The sequence below is a fragment of the Bifidobacterium scaligerum genome, assembly GCF_002802865.1.
Classification (GTDB): Bacteria; Actinomycetota; Actinomycetes; order Actinomycetales; family Bifidobacteriaceae; genus Bifidobacterium; species Bifidobacterium scaligerum.
Genome location: NZ_PGLQ01000003.1, coordinates 1 through 17,500 on the forward strand (window position 1 = coordinate 1; position 17,500 = coordinate 17,500).

The following is a 17,500-nucleotide window of genomic DNA, read 5'->3' on the forward strand; positions in this document are numbered from 1 at the left end:
CGAACACGAACACCACCGCGAACGGCCACATGAACTTCCAACCACGCCAATCCGCCTTATGCTTATTCACACGCACCCGAGCCGTATGCTGTCCTGCCATGGAGGGATCTGTGCCCATGGCGCTCAATGCTTGCTCCGACATGTTTTGCCTCTCTTGTTATCTCAATGACCTACCTGCCTCGTCCGGGCATGGAAAGAGCGGGGACGCTGGGGAGCATCCCCGCTCCTAATCACCATCACATCGGTATCGGTGCAGACACCTCACCGAGTTGCGGTATGAACTTACTTGACGGTGACGGTGTAGCCCTGCTGCTCACCCTGCTCGGCCAGCTTCTTGCCGTAGTTTTCGAGTGCCTGTTCCAGCGTAATCTCGCCGGTGTAGGCCTTGGAAACCTCATCGCCGTAAGAGGACTGGGCGAACGGGTTGTACGGCAGGTACTGGAACTTCTCGGTCGGCCGCTGTGCCGCCTCGGAGAGCACTTCGTTCACGTTCTGGCCACCGAAGTAGTTGTTGGTCTTCTTGTTGGCCTCGGTGGTCGGATCGGTGAAGGAGTCCGAGGTGAGGATCTTCTTCAGGGACGGGAAGGTGCCGGTATCGGCCATGGTCTGGGCACCATCGCCGTGGGTCATGTACTCAACGAACTTGTAAGCTGCGGCCTGATTCTTGGAGAGCTTGACCACGGAGAGAGCGGAGCCGCCATCCTCAGCGGAGACTTCCTGACCTTCCTCCCACTGCGGCAGCTGGGCGACGCGCCAGTTGCCAGCCTGATCGGGAGCACCGGTCATCAGGTTGATCGGCATCCAAGCGCCGATGGTCAGCGAGGCGATGGTGCCGTCGTTCAACTCACGGTTCCAATCGTCGGACCAGTTCGGGGTCTTGGTATCCACGAGATCTTCGTCGATGAGCTTCTGGACGAACTTGATATAGCGTTGCATGCCTTCGTCTTTGGTCATGTTGATGGTGATCTTCTCGCCATCAACCTTCCACGGCTGAGCGCCGGCCTGCCAGATCTGTGCGGTGAACGGCTGATAGTCATTGGAGGTACCGGCCAGGTTGGTGATGTAGGAACCGGTGGCGCGAATCTTCTTGGCGGCCTCGTAGTAGTCGTCCCAGGTCTTGATGGATTCGCCGTCAACACCGGCCCTGTCGAATACGGCCTTGTTATAGAAGAACATTTCCGGGCCGGAATCGATCGGCAGTGCGTACGGCTTGTTGTTGTACTGCAGCTTGTTCCACGGGCCGGCCGCGAAATCGTCGGCAAGCTTGTCGGCGCCGAATTCGCTCAGATCCACGAGACCATCGGTGACGGCGAACTGCGTGACGGTCGGGTCTTCAAGCATCACGACGTCTGGTGCGCCGTTGCCGGCGGCGATGGCGTTGGACAGGGCGGTGGAGGTCTTCTCGGCAGTGCCGGTGTTGTTGAACTTCACGGTGATGCCGGGGTTGGCCTTCTCGAACTTGGCGATGATGTCCTTCATGGAATTGCCGGAATCCCAGCCCCAGAATACGAGCTCAGCCTTGTCGGCATCACCCTTGTTGGCGTTGCTGTCCGAGCTGCTGCCGCAGGCTGCAATGCTGACGAGAGTGGCCACGGCAGCCGTTGCCGCGAGAACTTTCTTGATGGTACGCATGAGCGATCTCCTCCTGACTTCGAAAGCATGAAAAGCATGGAATACCACTGTGCATCCGAACGCCTTACGCGCTTGCCGAAGACTCCTGTTTCCTTGGGTGTTTACTTTGGTACACCCGTGTACCAATACCTTTATGATACACCCGTGTACCTATTTGTCAAAACGCTAGAACACGCCGAGAATTCCAACAGAAAATCATCCTGCGCTCCCCGAGCCGCTGTCGGCACGATGTGCATACACGCATGGCACAGGTCCGCGATGAAGCCATATGCCATCAAGAAGGCACCCATCACAGTTTCACGTCGAAAAACCGCCAACACCGCCGATGTGAACGCTCATATGGCGAAAGAATACATCGTGAAATCTTCACGCATAACCTTCCGCAGTCCTCTAATATGGACACGTTCCCCCATAGCTGTGTTGAGAGGAAGAAGCACATGGCGGGCCTGTCTCGTGTCACCGCGCAACAGAGGAATCCTCTGGGTACGGCCATCCGCACCCAAGGATCAGGTAAATACACGTTCGGACTAGCTCTCAGCGCCGGCCTTGCCGGACTGCTCTACGGCTATGACACCGTTTCCATCTCCGGTGCCATAGAATTCCTGCGCACCAAATATGGATTGAACTCCCTGATGGAAGGACTGGTCATCTCATCCATCATGCTCGGTGCCATCATCGGCGCGGCAACGGCTGGTTTCCTCTCCGACAAGTACGGACGGCGTCGCCTCCTTATCATCGGCGGCGCGTTCTTCTTCATCGCCGCCATTTGGAGCGCACTGACCTGGGGACCAATCGACCTTATCGTGGCACGCACGGTCGGCGGCTATGGCATCGGCCTGACCGCGTCGCTGGCAGTCACCTACATCACCGAATCAGCACCGACCAATATTCGCGGCCTGCTTTCGTTCTCCTACCAGATGTTCGCCGTATGCGGCATCTTCCTCACCAACGTCATCAATTACATCATCGCCTCGCATGGCACCAGCAGCTGGGACATCAGCAACGGCTGGCGATGGATGCTAGGACTGGGAGCGCTGCCTTCCGCCGCCTTCCTGCTGGCTATGATTGGAGCCCCGGAAAGTCCGCGATACCTGATTCAGGCGGGCAAAATCGACGAAGGATTCACGGTACTCGAACACATTCTCGGGACCGAACGGGCACGTCTACGTACCGACGACATCAACGCGTCAATTCAACTGGAACGCGAGATGTCCAACGAATTCCATGACCTGTTCCGCCCCGGTCTTCGGCGTGCGTTGGGCATCGGCATTTTTCTGGCGGTGTTCAACCAGCTTATCGGCATGAACGCCATCTCCTACTACGGTCCGGTGATGTTCTCGCAGATGGGATTCGGCGGCGACACGGAATTCCTGGCAGCGGCGAGCGTCGGCGGCGTGGAACTGGTGGCCACCGTGGTAGGCATGTATCTGATCGACACCTTCGGCCGCAAACGTCTTATGGAGATCGGTTCAGGCATGATGTGCATATTCGCTGCCTGCATATCCGTCTCGTACCTGTTGCACAGCCCCCTGTTGATGCTGATATCCGTGATGGCGTTCACAGCCGCGTTCGCGTTTTCGATGGGGCCGATTCCCTGGATCGTCATCCCCGAACTGTTCCCCACGTATCTGCGCGGCCGGGCGACAGGCCTGTGCGTGATGTTCCTGCTGTTCGCCAATTGGATGATCGCTCAGTTCACACCGATACTGATCGACGGGTTGGGAGGCGGCGTCGCATTCGCCATATTCGGTGTGCTGGATTTGGTCTGCATGCTCGGCGTCATTCTGCTGGTGCCGGAAACGATGGGACGTACGCTGGAAGACATCGAACGTCTCTGGCAGCCGAAAACCGAACTGGCCGCCGCTAAGTATGCGCTGAGCTCAGCTGATGCGAATATCCGTCATGCGGAGGCGACGCTGCGGCGTGTGGAAAACGAACGCATGCAGGCGTTGGGCATTATGTCTGCGGCACAGCATGCGCGCGTTGTCGCCCAGCAACGCGTATTCGCGCTCGAAGCGGCCGAGCGCGAACGGATCGCCGCAACACATGCGGCCGAACAGTCAGCCCAGACGACGCAGTCAGTCGCCACGTCCGCCCAGAGTCCCCAGCAAAACTCACCGCAAGAAGTCGCGCACCACACTGTTCAACCATCACGGCAACGTACGTCACAACCTGCGCGCACAGCTACGAGCGCCTCGCACCAGTTAGTGCGCAACGCCGTACCTGCGCCACCGAATCCTGCACTGCCCGCGCGGCCGCACGAATCCGCCGATGCTGATCACACCAACCGCACCGGCCACACCGGTGACGACAACCGCAATGCAGCAATGCTCAGCGGTTCAGACGCCGAAGATGCAGCTCGCGCAGCGGTCGATACGTTGGACGATGAGATGCCTGACGATCTTTCGGCATTGTTCAAGCGCTCTCGCACCTCACATCTCGACGCCGACGACGATCCTACCGGCGGCATACTGCTATCGCCGGCCATCGAAGCCGCGTGCGCCGCGCCGGCCTATACCGAACGCTTCGAGCATGAAACCGAAGACGCCCGCGAAGCCCGTGCCATCGATGCAGCACTGGATTCGCTGGACGCCTTCATCAAGGCCTGACCTGATTCAGATAAGCCGCCTCGGATTGGGACAGTCTCGGTTACGCATCCAGCACTAGCACCGAGTCGGCGATACGCATGGCAGACTCACGATGCGAGACCAGTACCACCGCACTGCCGTGATCGATAGCCATCCGACGGATCGAACGCAGGATAATCGCTTCGTTCAAGGCATCCAAACGACTGGTCGGCTCGTCGAACAGGATAAGGTCCGCCTCACGCAGGAACACGCGGGCAAGACCGATGCGCTGGCGTTCGCCTTCTGAAAGGCGATCGCCCAGCTCCCCCACTTGGGTGTTCAGCCCCTCAGGCAAAGCATCGATAAGATCAAGCACCGAAGCCTTGGACAATGCCTCATGCAATCGAGCGTCAAGGATGTCAGGCTGGGCCGATTCGATCTGCGATTGAGGCAGTGCAATCAGGAGATTGTCCCGAATCGTACCATCGAACAGATGGGTTTCCTGACTCATCATCGCTTGAATGCTGCGCCGATGGGGGGCGTCAACGTCCGGCAACGGCGTGCCGGAAAGCGTAACCTGCCCCGATTGAGGATCCCAGTAGCGCATCAATAGCTTCAGCATCGTGGACTTGCCCCGACCGGACGGTCCCTGTACGCCCAGAATGCCATGGCGGGGGATGTCAAGATTGAAGTCCGCAAGAATCGGGACGGTACCGCTGGAAGCGCCCGGATAGGAGAACGCCACGTGGTCGAGGCGCATGCCATCGTATTCGGGGGTGGCAGTGCCGGTTTCCGCAACGGCCGGAGTCTCGTCCATAATGCCGAACAGTCGGCGTGCGGCGGCAAACGTCTGTGTGAGATTCGCCGGCAGCGCACTCAGCGCGAGCGTTGGGCCAAACGAGCTGACAAGCAGCACGAATGCGGTGACCAGTGAGGGAATGTCCATCGGATTCGCTGCGGCGAGACGCAACGCCAGAACCGTCGTGATTCCCATCAGCAGGAATACCAGCAGGCCGCCGATGCCGGCGAACCGGCCGTTGATCCTGCTGAGCCGGGCATGATCACGCCACAAAGCGCGCGTACGCTCTTCAATACCATGGGCACGCTCCTCGCCGCGGCCGAAACGGATGATCTCGTCCAAGCCGCGCATATCGTCGAGCATCACATCATCCAGTCTGCCGGCCGCGCCTCGGATGGCAGGACCGAGATTATGCACACCGGTGGCGAAGAACTTCGGTACGATGATGCCGATCGTCAGATGGCTGACGATAAGCATCAACGCCATCCACGGGTTGAGCGTGGCGATTGCGATGGTGTACACGACGGTGGTGGTCGCGGCGATGGCCACCGGGCTGATGGTGTGGGCGAAGAAGATCTCCAGCAATTCCACATCCGTGGTGAGCATGGCAATCAAATCGCCCTTGCCCTTGCCGGAAAGCTTGGCCGGCGCAAGGCGACGCAACGACGCGAACGTCTTGGAGCGGAAGAGTGCGAGTAGATGGAAGGCCACATTGTGATTGAGATACTGCTCCACATAGCGAGTGGCACCGCGAAGCAGCGCGCAGACGATCATGCCGGCGAGCGCTGAGCCAACGCCCATATTCCACACCGGATGGCCGGCGAGCGCGAACCCGGCCACAATGCCGAACACCGGCAGGAATGTCGCCGCAAGATGTCCGACCGAGCCGGAAACGGAGGCCGCGACCATAAGCCTTGTCAGCGGACTGGCCTCTTTGAGCAGCCGTCCGACAACCTGCCACGTGGTGAGCGTGGCGGCGTCGGCCGCTTCGTCTTCCGCAACGCCGCGATGACCACCGGATGCAGCCACGTGCCGTTGGCCGGCAGCGGCGGAATCGTCGTTCACGATGTTCTCGATATCGGCCTGCGCGGTGTACAACTCGACGTATCGTCCGTCTGCGGCCATCAGGTCTGCATGCGTTCCGTTTTCGATGGAACGACCATGTTCGAGCACCACCACCTGATCGGCTTGTTCCGCATTGGCCATGCGATGAGTGATCATGATCACCGTTTTGCCGTGAGCCGCCGCGAGCTCACGGATGGTGTCGAGAATCATCGCTTCGGATTCCACGTCCACGCTGCTGGTGGCTTCGTCGAATACGAATACCGGAGAATCGTGCAGCAGCGCACGGGCGATCGCGATACGCTGACGTTGGCCGCCGGACAGGTTCGCGGCATCCGGTTCGATGACCATATCCAGGCCGGCCGGCTGCGCATGTACGAAGTCGGCGATGCGGGCCTGTTCAAGAGCGGCCCACAGACGACCGTCTACAGACCGGGAGCCCGAATCAACAGCGCCGGCACTCAAGGGCGACGCGGAACCGGAACCATCGCGCACTTCTCCGATCGGCAACGCCATCATCAGATTCTCGCGCAACGTACCGGCGAACAGATGACTGCGGGCACCGATCAAGGTGACCTCGCCCGCCAGCGCTTCGCCGGACAGGTCGCGGACTTCCGCACCACCCAGCGTCAGCGATCCCCGGTAACCGATCAGCGAACCGGACAGCAACGCGGCGGCAGTGGACTTGCCGGAGCCGGAAACGCCGACGATGGCGGTAAATCGGCCGGCAGGTGCGGTGAACGTCACGTCGGACAACGCTTCCGTACCGTCGTCGTACGAGAAGCCGACCGCATCGAAACGAACTTCAGGTGCCCTGCCGTCAGACGGCAACGCAGCAGTACCGTGCGCAGGTTCGGGAGCGTCAAGCAGCGCGAAGATACGCTTGGTCGAGGTCATGCCGTTCATGGCCACGTGGAAGAACGAGCCAAGCTGGCGCATCGGGATGAAGAATTCGGCGGACAGCAGGATGATGGACAGCAGGCCGGCCAGGGTGAGCGGGAAACCCGCACCGAACGGCATCAGATATTGCAAACCGTACGCCACATAGGTGAGCGGCCCATGCATGCTTGCGGCAGCCATTGCCGCAGACCATCCGCCGGCCCCGGCAGATACATGTACATGGGCGTAGCGCCACAATGCCACGCCGATGCCGGCTGCGGCACCACCGTATGCCACCACATCCATGGCGGTCAGGGAGCGCAGCTGAATCTGCAGCACGCGCATGGTCATCACGCGGAACGTCTCGGCCTTCTTATCCATTTCGGCGGCGGCCCGGTCGTCCGCATCGAAGTTCTTCAGCGTTTCAAGACCCTGCAGGTTATCGAGGAAGGCGGCCCCCATGTCCGTGTAACGGCCCCAGTATTTCTTGAATGCGCGGGCCGCGGTCATGGACACCATGCCGGTGACGATGATAATCAGCGGCGCACATAGCAGCATGGTGAGCGCGGAAGGCATGTCGATGGGCGCGATGACCGCAAACAAGGTGATCGGTGCCAGAATGGCGTAGAACAGCTGCGGCAGGAACAACTCGAAGAAACTTTGAATCTGTTCGACGCCTTCGCCGGCGGATTGGATCACGTCCGCCGTGGTCACACGAGATTTGTAAGACGGGCCAAGGGCCAACATCTTACGGTAGAGCTTGGAGCGCAGGGCCAGCTTGACCCGTTCAGCGGCTTCCGTACCAAGTCTGGCGGCGTGCGTGGTGGCGAGATAACGCACCCCCGCGCATACCAGCGCGAGCAGCACGTACACCATAAGATCGCCGGCCATGGGCAGCACATGGGAGCCGGAAACGTCGGACAGCGGCGTGGAACAGGCCGCATCCGGCGCGGTGTTACCGCATTGAGACGCATCGGGCGAGGCGACGCTCAGCAGACCATGCAGCAGCATGACCAGAGACAGCATGAAACCGATGTTGGCCAACAAGCTCACCCACATCAGCGCCACTTTGCCCACTACCAGCCGTCTTATGCCCGGCGCTATCTGAAACAGACGTTTATCGAACATGCCCGTCGTCCCTTCTCTTGCGTCAAGGCTCTACCGCACCGAGATCGAATCGATAATTCGCTTTCATGCACACGGTGTACGTTCGCTTCGTATCTCTCCGTTGCGAAGAGCGAGACGAACTGTTGCGAATAATCGCTTGATCTCGGTGCGGCAGAGCCTTGACATATTCAATGGCTGCTTGTCACCGTAGCGGAAGCGACAGGCACACGCCAGACTGACGCTGCTTCTAACGCTGCTTCTGCGCTGCCACAAGCGCTTCGGCGGCGGCCTTGGTGGCGATTGCACGCTCCTTGGCACGGCGGGCGCGGGCCAACTCGGCCTCGGCGGCCTTGATATCCGCTTCGGCCTGCTTGAGCTCGGCGGTGGCACGCACCACTTCCAACTGCGCGTTGGACTGATCGGACTTCGGCTTCCACAGTTCGGCGATCTCCTCCAAGGTCTTGTCCTTGGTCTCCGGAACGAAAGTGACCACGCCGAGGAAGCAGATGAGGTTGGTGCAGGCGAACACCAAGAAGGTGCCCATGCCGCCGATGGAGCTGATCAGCATCGGGGTGAACTGGCCGATGGCCCAGTTGGTGGCCCACAGGAACACGGTGCAGATACCGGTGGCGCGTCCACGCAAGTAGGTGGGGAACAGCTCCGGAATCATGATCCACGGAATCGGGCCCATGGAGAAGGCGAAGCAGGAGGTGAAGCACATCACGAAGATGAGCATGAGCAGCTGATAGTTGTTCGCGTAGGAGAAGGAGATGCCCAAGGCGAACAGCACCATGAAGCCGGAGCCTACGGCCATCAGCTTCTTACGACCGGCCGTATCGATCAGGTACATGCCCACCACGGTGAACACGAGCTCGATGCCGCCCACCAGAGAAGAGGCCAGAAACTCGGTGTTGCCGCCGAATCCCATGTGGCTGAACATCACCGGGCCGTAGTAGGAGATGGCGTTCATGCCGATGGCCTGATTGAAGATGGCCAGGAAGATGCCGATGAGCAGGGCCTTGCGCAGGCCGGGCTTGAACAGGTCGGAGAATTGGGCGTTGGCTTCCTGCTCGGCCTTGATCTGGAGCTGGATCTCCTCGACGTCACGACGGGCCTTGTCCGAGCCGTTGATGCGTTCGAGAACCTTGTAGCCTTCTTCCACGCGTCCGGCCTGAACCAGGAATCGCGGAGACTCCGGGGAGAACCAGAGCGCGGCAACGAAAATAGCGGCCGGAATGGCGCCGATGCCGAGCATCCAACGCCAGCCGAAGTCGATGCCCCACTCATGGGAGCCGGAAGAAGCGATGAAGTAGTTGATGACGTTAGTCAGGAAGATGCCGGAGATGGTCAGCAACTGATAGGCGCTGGTCAGAGCACCGCGGATATTGGTCGGGGCCGACTCGGTGATGTAGGTCACGGCGAGCGCCGCGGCCAGACCGATGCCCACGCCGCCGATCACACGGGCCAGAATCAGCGTGAACGGGCTGAAGGTGAAGGCACTCCACAGAGCCGCCACAAAGAAGAACGCACCACCGAACATAAGGATCTTACGACGGCCGTATTTATCGGACAGGAAGCCCGAGAAGCCGGCACCGATCACGCCGCCGATCATGATGGAGCTGATGACCAGACCCTGCAGGGCCGGGCTCAGCGAGTACTTGGACTGCAGGAAGTCGATGGCGCCGGAGATGGACACGGTGTCGTATCCGTAGAGCAGACCGGCCAAGCCGGCGCTCAACGCCAGACCTACGATATAGCGGCCGGAGCCGCGGCGCTGATGTTCGTCACGTTCGGTGACCGTCGAGATGGTCTCGCTGGATTGTACTGCCTGACTCATGCAGCATCCTCTCGTTCTTCTCTATGTTTTTCCTCTGCTTAGCGTCGGTTTCAGCTCGCACTGCAGCTCATATAAGGGAGCATCTGACAGGTACCGGATGACGAAACAATCTGTCCGGCCCCGCTTGCGAGGGTCTTGTCACGGCCTTGGTACGGCCCCGCCTCAACCTCTTGTTAGCGCTAACAAAAACCGCCAATCGAGTATGATATCGCGCTTGAGCACCCCGCGCGGCCAAACGCGCACCCGATCATCGAATTGTTGTCAAACCGTTATCGATTACGGGTGGCGCCTTTCCTTCACCCCACATCGGCATCACCCTTGTAGACAACCGACAAAACCCACCCCGCAACTTCTCCGGTACCCACAACGCGCATCTTCCTACGCGAGCGTAACCTCATGGACAGAATGGCCGGAATCGTCAACAGCCATCTCCCCGAAGACGTACGATACGTCCCTTGAACCTAAGGACCCAGACAGCCATGCTCACCGAATACACCACCCCCGGCGAATCCATCGCACTCAACGACAATCAGACCATCTATTCCCTGCTGACGGATCGACTCGAACGCACCGGCGCGGACACGGTGATCGCAGCGAAAAAGCTCGGCCCCGGACACTGGCAGAACGTCACCACCGGCGAGTTCAACGACGCGGTGACCCGCACGGCCAAAGGCCTGATCGCACTGGGCATCGCCAAAGGCGACGCGGTGACCATCTTCTCCTCCACCCGCATCGAATGGGGCATTCTCGACTTCGCACTGGCTGCGGTAGGCGCTGTGAGCGTACCGATCTACGACACCGACTCCGCCTCCCAAGCGCAGAACATCATGAACGATTCCTCAGTCAAGCTGGCCATCGCAGACAACCGCGAGCGCTTCGACCGACTCGACTCAGTGAAGGACCGTTGCCCGTCGCTCAAGCAGATTCTGATGATCGACGGCAACGCACTGGGCGCACTGGAAGGTTTCGGCGTGACCGTCTCCGACGAGGAACTTGCCGAGCGCGTGGCCAGCGTGCATATCGACGATCTGGCCACCATCGTCTACACGTCCGGCTCCACCGGCAATCCGAAAGGTGTGGAGCTGACGCACAAGAACTTCGTATCCATCACCATCGCGGCCTCGCAGGCGCTGCACGAGATGATCCTGGACGACCATCCGCGACTGCTGCTGTTCCTACCGCTGGCTCACTGCTTCGCGCGCTTCATCCAGTACGCCTCCATCGCCTCGGATGACGGCGTGGTGGGCTATCTGCCGGACACCAAGTCGTTGCTGCCGGACCTACGTTCCTTCGAGCCCACGTATCTGCTGGGCGTGCCCCGCGTGTTCGAAAAGGTGTACAACGCCGCCTCGCACAAGGCCGGCGCGGGCTTCAAGGGCCGGCTGTTCCTCAAGGCCGCCGAAGCCGCTCGCGTCTGGAGCCGCAAGGAACAGGCGGGCGAGAAGCACACGTTGGGCGAGATCGCCGAGCACGCGAAATACGAGACGCTGGTCTACCGCACGGTGCGCGGCGCATTGGGCCCGCGCATCAAGTACGTGGCTTGCGGCGGCGCTCCGCTGTCCTTGGATCTGGCGCACTTCTACAACGGCATCGGCCTGCCGATGATTCAAGGCTATGGCATGACCGAAACTGCCGCGCCGTTCGCCGCCACCCGCGTGAGCGACAATGTGATCGGCACCGTAGGCCAGCCCGCCCCTGGCTCCTCCATCCGCATTTCCGATGAAGGCGAGCTGCAGGTCAAGGGACCGAACGTGTTCCGCGGCTATCACAACCTGCCGGAGAAGACGGCCGAGGCGTTCACCGCTGACGGTTGGCTGCGCACGGGCGATCTGGCGGAGATCGACGACGAGGGCCGCATCACCATCACCGGCCGCATCAAGGACATCATCATTACGGCCGGCGGCAAGAACGTCTCCCCCATCCCGCTGGAAGAGGAGATCGCCAAGTGCCCGATCGTGGAGCATTGCGTGGTGGTGGGCGACCAGCGTCCGTTCATCGGCGCCCTGGTGACGCTCGACCCGGAGTCGCTGGCCGTCTGGCTGCCCGCGCACGGCCTGTCCACCGACACCCCGGTGGACCGTCTGGCCACGAACGCGGCGGTACGCGAGGAGATCCAGCAGTACGTGGACAAGGCGAACGCCACGGTCTCCCGCGCCGAGTCGGTGCGCAAGTTCGCGGTGCTGGACACGCAGTTCACCCAGGAGAACAAGTGCCTGACGCCATCCCTGAAGGTGGTGCGCCCGGCCGTGAACCGCGTGTTCGCAGATGTGATCGACAGCGAGATCTACAACGGCAAGCGCTGAGCGGCCCGAATGCTCAAATAGCCCAACAGTGAAGTGGCTGGTTTTCCACCGCATAGTTCGTCGGTGGAAAACCAGCCACTTCGCGTATCTGCCGCCAACCGCCGTCAGCCACCGAGCGCGTAGAGGACTTCGTCGTACTCGATGATGATCGTCTCATCCTTCTCGGTATCTTCGCCGGTTGCGCCGGAGTTGTCGGACTCCGTTTTGCCGGTCCGTCCATCACCGGTAGCGGCGGACTGCCCGCCTGTGACGGTAGCCGGTACCTGCGGCTGATGCCTGAGCACATAGGTGGTGTTCGCGTCATCGGTCCGTTCGATGCCACGCGCGAACCGCTTGTCCGAGGTGACGATCCGCCCCTTACGCCACCACCATTCACGAATCTGCCCTTTGCCGTCGTGGTGGACGGTCACCGGGTCGAGGGTGCTCGGTTTCTCGGCCCAGTCGGCGCTGATGTTCGGGTCGTACCAGAGGATGCGCACCGAAATGCCGCCCGCGTCGTCGGACGAAGCGCCTCCCTGCGCATCATCGGCGACTTGTTGCGCCGGCCCCACGCCACGCACCACGAGCTTCAGTACGGATTCGCGCCCGGCCCGTACATCATCGATGAACTTGTCGATGCGCTTCTGATCCGGGTTGAAGTACCACGGGTACGATTCGCCGCCGGAATAGCCCTGCCAGCCGTCCACGGCCTCGCCGCCGTACGCATAGCCCTGCGATTCCAGCTGCGCTTCGGTGACGTTCGGGTCAAGGGCGACCAGTTCGTCATAGATCTTCTGGGAGGTCATGCGCGTGGATCGCTGCCAGACGAACGCGCCGGTCACGATCACGGCGAACGCCAGGAACGCCGCCAGCAGCCACCACCACAGAGGGCGAGCGGTACGAACGCCGCCCGACTGACGTTTCAGGCTACAGTTCTCATTCGGCACGGGCGTATGGTTGCGCAGTGCCTGCATTGCCTTGTTCATCGCGGGCCTCCTTGCTCGGGTGATGGTTGTCGGTCGTCCAATCCATCCGTGATGCCGGTTCATACAGCACCCATCGGGTGAATTGATGGTTCCAGACTATGGCCCGTCTTTCCAAGAAGCATAGCCGCTGACATGCGCCGCATGACATCGGTTACGGCTCGGCGTGGCGAGCGCCATAGACTATGGGTTATGAAACAGGGGAACACCGGCCGCATCACCATCGCCTTGGTGGACAACGACGCGATGGCGTTGATGGCGTTGCGTTCGCTGCTGGCCCGCGAGGGGTTCGCGGTGCTGTGGACCGCGCAGTTGGGAGCGGCCGCAATTCAACGATGCATACGCACGCAAGACCGTCCGGATGTGCTGCTGGTAGACATGGCGCTAACGGATATGACCGGCGTCGATGTATGCCGGGCCGTGCGTCGCTGGGCACCGGAGCTGCCGATGGTCGGTATGACCGCTTATGACCCGGCTGTCTACCGTGACGCCGCGCTCGACTCCGGGGCGACCGATGTCATCAGCAAAGACGACATTGCGGCCATCGCCCGAATCATTCGTCATCTTGCCATCCAACATGCCGCCGCTGGACTCCCGGACAACGCCGCACCATCCACCGCACCCACCGTGCATGCCACCGGCATGGAGCCTCGGACGACAGGCGAATCGGACAGACATCCGGCGCGATCATTCGCATTGTCCGCGCAGCAAGCGACCATCATGCGGCGGTATGCGGACGGCCGTTCCACCGAAGAGATCGCCGCCGAGCTTGGCATCTCGAAAGGCACCATCTTCTCGCAGGTCGCCAGGGTGCGCGAGAAGCTGCACGCGAGGGACCGCGACGAGGCGGTGGCCCTATGCCGCCGATACTTAAGGATGTGAATCATGGGCACCATCGATTTCGGCGGCAAAGATGCTCGCAAACGTTTGCTTTGGGATGCGCGCACCCGACTGCTGCTGGCGTGCGCGGTGATTCCGGCGGCAATCGAGACCGCGTACCTGCATGCGGCGGGTGAGGCCGGCGATGTCACGTTGCTGTTCACCTTGCTCGCTACCGTATGCAGTCTGCTCATGGCACTGCTGCCGAACGTTGGCGGCTGGGCGATTGTGGCGCTCTGGGCGGCACGGTGCGTGGTACCGCAGGCCACGCCGTTTTCGATACTGTTCTGTCTCTTGATGGCCGTCACGGTCATGACGTATCTCAATGCGGGCATGGCTCTGGCCGCGGCGGTGATCGCCGAGGGGGCCACGGCGGCACGTATCTGGCTGTACCCGTGGGATTCCTCGGTATTTACCATCGTGTGCGCTACGGCCGCGTTCCTGATGGTGGCGATCTGGCTTGGCTCGATGATGAGCTGGCGCGAACAACAGGAGATTGCGGCCCAAGAGCGTGCGGAGCTCTTGCATGAACTGGCCGATCGTGAGTTGGCGATGCAACTGCATCATTCGGTGGCCAACGATCTGACCACAATTCTGCTGCTGGCCCGGCAATTGGATTCGGATGCGGTACGACGTGAGGCTCACGGCGAGACGGATGCGTCGGAGAGCATCAGCATGCCAAACGGCGGGCAGTCGGCTCCCATACATGATTCTGGTCTGGAACACACCAATCCGATCGAACACATCGATGAGGCCGAGACCATCTCCCTCATCGAACGGACCGCAACCGAATCATTGGTCAAGGTCCGCGCGCTTATCGCGGAATTGGATCGGACCGACTCGGTCGGGGCAGACACGGAATTCGCGACGGCACGGTCCTCGGCAGCCAACGGAGACGGCCGTGATTCCTCCGCAAACGGTAGCGCACCATCAGCTTGTGGCAAATCACGACATAAGCACGCAGTCCTACGACCATCGCACATCACAGAGATTTCAACGACCGAGTTGCGCGAGCTCGGCGTGACCCTTGACGAACGGCTGCACGCGAACGGACTGGTCGGCGAGACCATCATCAGTGGGGAAGAATCCTCGGAGTGTACGGATGAACGCAAGGGCGCGTTGTTGGATATTCTGCACGAAATCGTCGGCAACATGATGAAATACGCCGATCCTGCAGCGGGCTACTGCATCGCAATCACGCTTGGGGCGGGGCTGGCCACGGTGTCAGCATCGAACGGCAGCGCAGCAGAAGGTACGGCCGAACCAGCCCACACCGGCAACACTGATAGCCCGGCATTGACCGGCGGCACGGGGCTTAACCGATGCCGGCAGGCTGCGGAATCGCTGGGCGGCGAATTCACCGTCTCCACCGATGGCCCGGCATGGACGGCGCTCGTGAGATTGCCGCTGATCTGACAGCCGGCATCTCGATGATGTGGGTGAGGCACTTGAGAATGACTGTCGGGTCCGTTTTCGTGTCACAACAAGCGAAATCGGGCGTTTCAGTATTTTCGTGACAAGCGACTTCGGAACCTCGGCACGTACTCATCCCCATTTGCTTGCCACAAGATAGGAAAAGAAGTCATTCTCGGCTTATGTGGCACGAAGAATTGTCACAAAACCGCAATATCGACATTGTGGAACGATTGTGACAAAAAAAGGGCCGCTCCGGTTTCCCGAAGCGGCCTCTGAAACGCTCAGCACTCACCTCAATTGACGAGTGCGGTATCGATGCGGCGGAAGGTGAAGGAGTACGGAGGTACTTCGAACCTTCCACCGCACCGATGACGCTCCGTCAATCAGTGCTGGTTGTTGAGACGGTGGTACATCTCGGACAGCTCCAGCTCCTTCTCGAACTGGCGGGCGGTGGTGTTCTCGTCGATGACGGCGAGTTCGACACCGGCCATGCGGGCGAAGTCCTCCCAAGCCTCACGACCGACGGAGGTGGTCATGCAGGTGTGGTGAGAGCCGCCGGCGGTAATCCAGCACTGGACGGCGGTCTTCAGGGACGGCTGCGGCTTCCAGACGGCGCGAGCGCACGGCAGCTCCTTGAGGGAGCCCTGAGGCTCGACGACGTCCACGACGTCCATGAGCAGACGGAAGCGTTCGCGCTCGTCGGCCATGGAGACCACGACGGCGTCCTTCTTCGGAGCGCCGGAGAAGACCAGACGCACCGGGTCGGCCTTGCCGCCGATGCCCAGCGGGTGGATCTCCAGCTTCGGCTTGGCGATGGTGCCGATGGACGGAGAGACCTCAAGCATGTGGGAGCCCATGTCGAGCTCGTTGCCTTCGGTGAAGTTGTAGGAGTAGTCCTCCATCAGGGAGGCGCCGCCGGGCAGACCGTAGCCCATCACGGCACCGATGCGGACGAGGACGGCGGTCTTCCAGTCGCCTTCAGCGGAGAAGCCCCAGCCGTACTCGGACGGGAAGCGCTGCGGGCCAACGCCCGGCAGCTGCGGCAGAGCGCCCAGATCCTCGAAGTTGTCGACGCCGGCGGTGCAGCCGTTGGCGCGCATCATGTTGACCATGGCAGCCTCTTCCTTGGCTGCGATGAACAGGGAGTCGTACTTGGCGTCCAGCAGGGCCGGGTCAACGTCGTACCTGGCCTTGTAGTCCTCGATGATGTCCTTGACCTGATCGTCCTTGACGGCGTCGTAAGCGGCGACGAGCTCGTTGACGGCCCAGGTGTTGATGGAGGCGCCGAACACGCGCTCGGCTTCGGTCTTGTCGCCTTCGGTGACGGCGACGTTACGCATGTTGTCGCCCCAGCGCATGACCTTCATGTTGTTGGAGGCATCCCAGCCGGCGCAGGCGCGGGCCCAGGTGCCGACCTTCTCGGCGACTTCCGGATCGGTGTAGTGGCCGACGACGATCTTGCGCGGGATGCCGAGGCGGGAGACGATGTAACCGAACTCGCGGTCGCCGTGGGCGGCCTGGTTCAGGTTCATGAAGTCCATGTCGATGGTCTCCCACGGAATCTCCTTGTGGTGCTGGGTGGCCAGCTGCAGCAGCGGCTTGGTCAGCACTTCGAGGCCGCGGATCCACATCTTGGCCGGGGAGAAGGTGTGGCACCAGGCGATGACGCCGATGACGTTCGGGTTGGCGGAGGCTTCGACCATGAACTGCTTGACGCCGTCGGAGGACTTCAGGGTGGGCTTCAGAACGATCTTGGCAGGGATCTTGCCGGTGGCGTTCAGGTAGTCGACCATTTCGGCGGAGTGAGCGGCGACCTGGCGCAGCGCTTCCTCACCGTACAGGTCCTGCGAGCCGACGCCGAACCAGATTTCCTTGCCCTCAAAGGGGTTTTCCATTGCCATAATGGCTCCTTCATTTACTTCGTTGTGTGGAGTGTTTAAAAATCAGTGCTGACAGAGTCAACGGTTATTTGATGCGTGCGGCCTCTAGGCGTGGAAGGCGAAGGAGCTGAGCCGTCTAGCAGACAGTCCAGTGGACTGTCTGTAGGCGAGGGGAGC

The 17,500-nt window shown here is 61.0% G+C and carries 9 protein-coding genes and 1 pseudogene; 4 read left to right on the forward strand and 6 right to left on the reverse strand.

Annotation, left to right across the window (positions count from 1 at the left end):
• Nucleotides 1–118: pseudogene (locus tag CUU80_RS05815) on the reverse strand (carbohydrate ABC transporter permease); the annotation flags it as partial.
• 164 nt (nucleotides 119–282) lie between these two features.
• The gene (locus CUU80_RS05820; protein ID WP_100496429.1) at nucleotides 283–1,632 is read right to left on the reverse strand and encodes an ABC transporter substrate-binding protein; all 1,350 of its coding nucleotides are present in this window, start codon (nucleotides 1,630–1,632) and stop codon (nucleotides 283–285) included.
• A 437-nt stretch (nucleotides 1,633–2,069) separates the two neighbouring features.
• Here CUU80_RS05820 and CUU80_RS05825 point away from each other — a divergent pair, with 437 nt between their 5' ends.
• Nucleotides 2,070–4,241 (forward strand): sugar porter family MFS transporter, encoded by a 2,172-nt coding sequence (locus CUU80_RS05825; RefSeq protein WP_100496430.1) that lies wholly within the window; start codon nucleotides 2,070–2,072, stop codon nucleotides 4,239–4,241.
• Nucleotides 4,242–4,281: 40 nt separating this feature from the next.
• On the opposite strand, the gene CUU80_RS05830 is transcribed toward CUU80_RS05825, so the two are convergent.
• Entirely contained in the window at nucleotides 4,282–8,067 is a 3,786-nt protein-coding gene (locus tag CUU80_RS05830) for a thiol reductant ABC exporter subunit CydD/CydC (protein ID WP_100496431.1), read from the reverse strand.
• A 226-nt stretch (nucleotides 8,068–8,293) separates the two neighbouring features.
• On the reverse strand, nucleotides 8,294–9,883 hold the full coding sequence (locus CUU80_RS05835; protein ID WP_100496432.1) for a sugar porter family MFS transporter: 1,590 nt from the start codon (nucleotides 9,881–9,883) through the stop codon (nucleotides 8,294–8,296).
• A gap of 479 nt (nucleotides 9,884–10,362) precedes the next feature.
• Between CUU80_RS05835 and CUU80_RS05840 the strand changes: the two genes are divergently transcribed.
• Nucleotides 10,363–12,186: an AMP-dependent synthetase/ligase gene (locus CUU80_RS05840; RefSeq protein ID WP_100496433.1), complete on the forward strand. Its 1,824-nt coding sequence runs from the start codon at nucleotides 10,363–10,365 to the stop codon at nucleotides 12,184–12,186.
• 104 nt (nucleotides 12,187–12,290) lie between these two features.
• Here CUU80_RS05840 and CUU80_RS05845 read toward each other — a convergent pair whose 3' ends face one another.
• The gene (locus tag CUU80_RS05845) at nucleotides 12,291–13,151 is read right to left on the reverse strand and encodes a hypothetical protein (RefSeq protein WP_100496434.1); all 861 of its coding nucleotides are present in this window, start codon (nucleotides 13,149–13,151) and stop codon (nucleotides 12,291–12,293) included.
• A gap of 189 nt (nucleotides 13,152–13,340) precedes the next feature.
• Between CUU80_RS05845 and CUU80_RS05850 the strand changes: the two genes are divergently transcribed.
• Both CUU80_RS05850 and CUU80_RS05855 read left to right on the forward strand, forming a co-directional pair.
• On the forward strand, nucleotides 13,341–14,030 hold the full coding sequence (locus CUU80_RS05850; protein ID WP_165775858.1) for a response regulator transcription factor: 690 nt from the start codon (nucleotides 13,341–13,343) through the stop codon (nucleotides 14,028–14,030).
• A 3-nt stretch (nucleotides 14,031–14,033) separates the two neighbouring features.
• Complete coding sequence (locus CUU80_RS05855; protein ID WP_100496436.1) at nucleotides 14,034–15,443, forward strand: hypothetical protein; 1,410 nt, start codon at nucleotides 14,034–14,036, stop codon at nucleotides 15,441–15,443.
• A 383-nt stretch (nucleotides 15,444–15,826) separates the two neighbouring features.
• Here CUU80_RS05855 and araA read toward each other — a convergent pair whose 3' ends face one another.
• Nucleotides 15,827–17,344: an L-arabinose isomerase gene (gene araA, locus CUU80_RS05860; protein ID WP_100496437.1), complete on the reverse strand. Its 1,518-nt coding sequence runs from the start codon at nucleotides 17,342–17,344 to the stop codon at nucleotides 15,827–15,829.
• Nucleotides 17,345–17,500 lie beyond the last annotated feature (156 nt).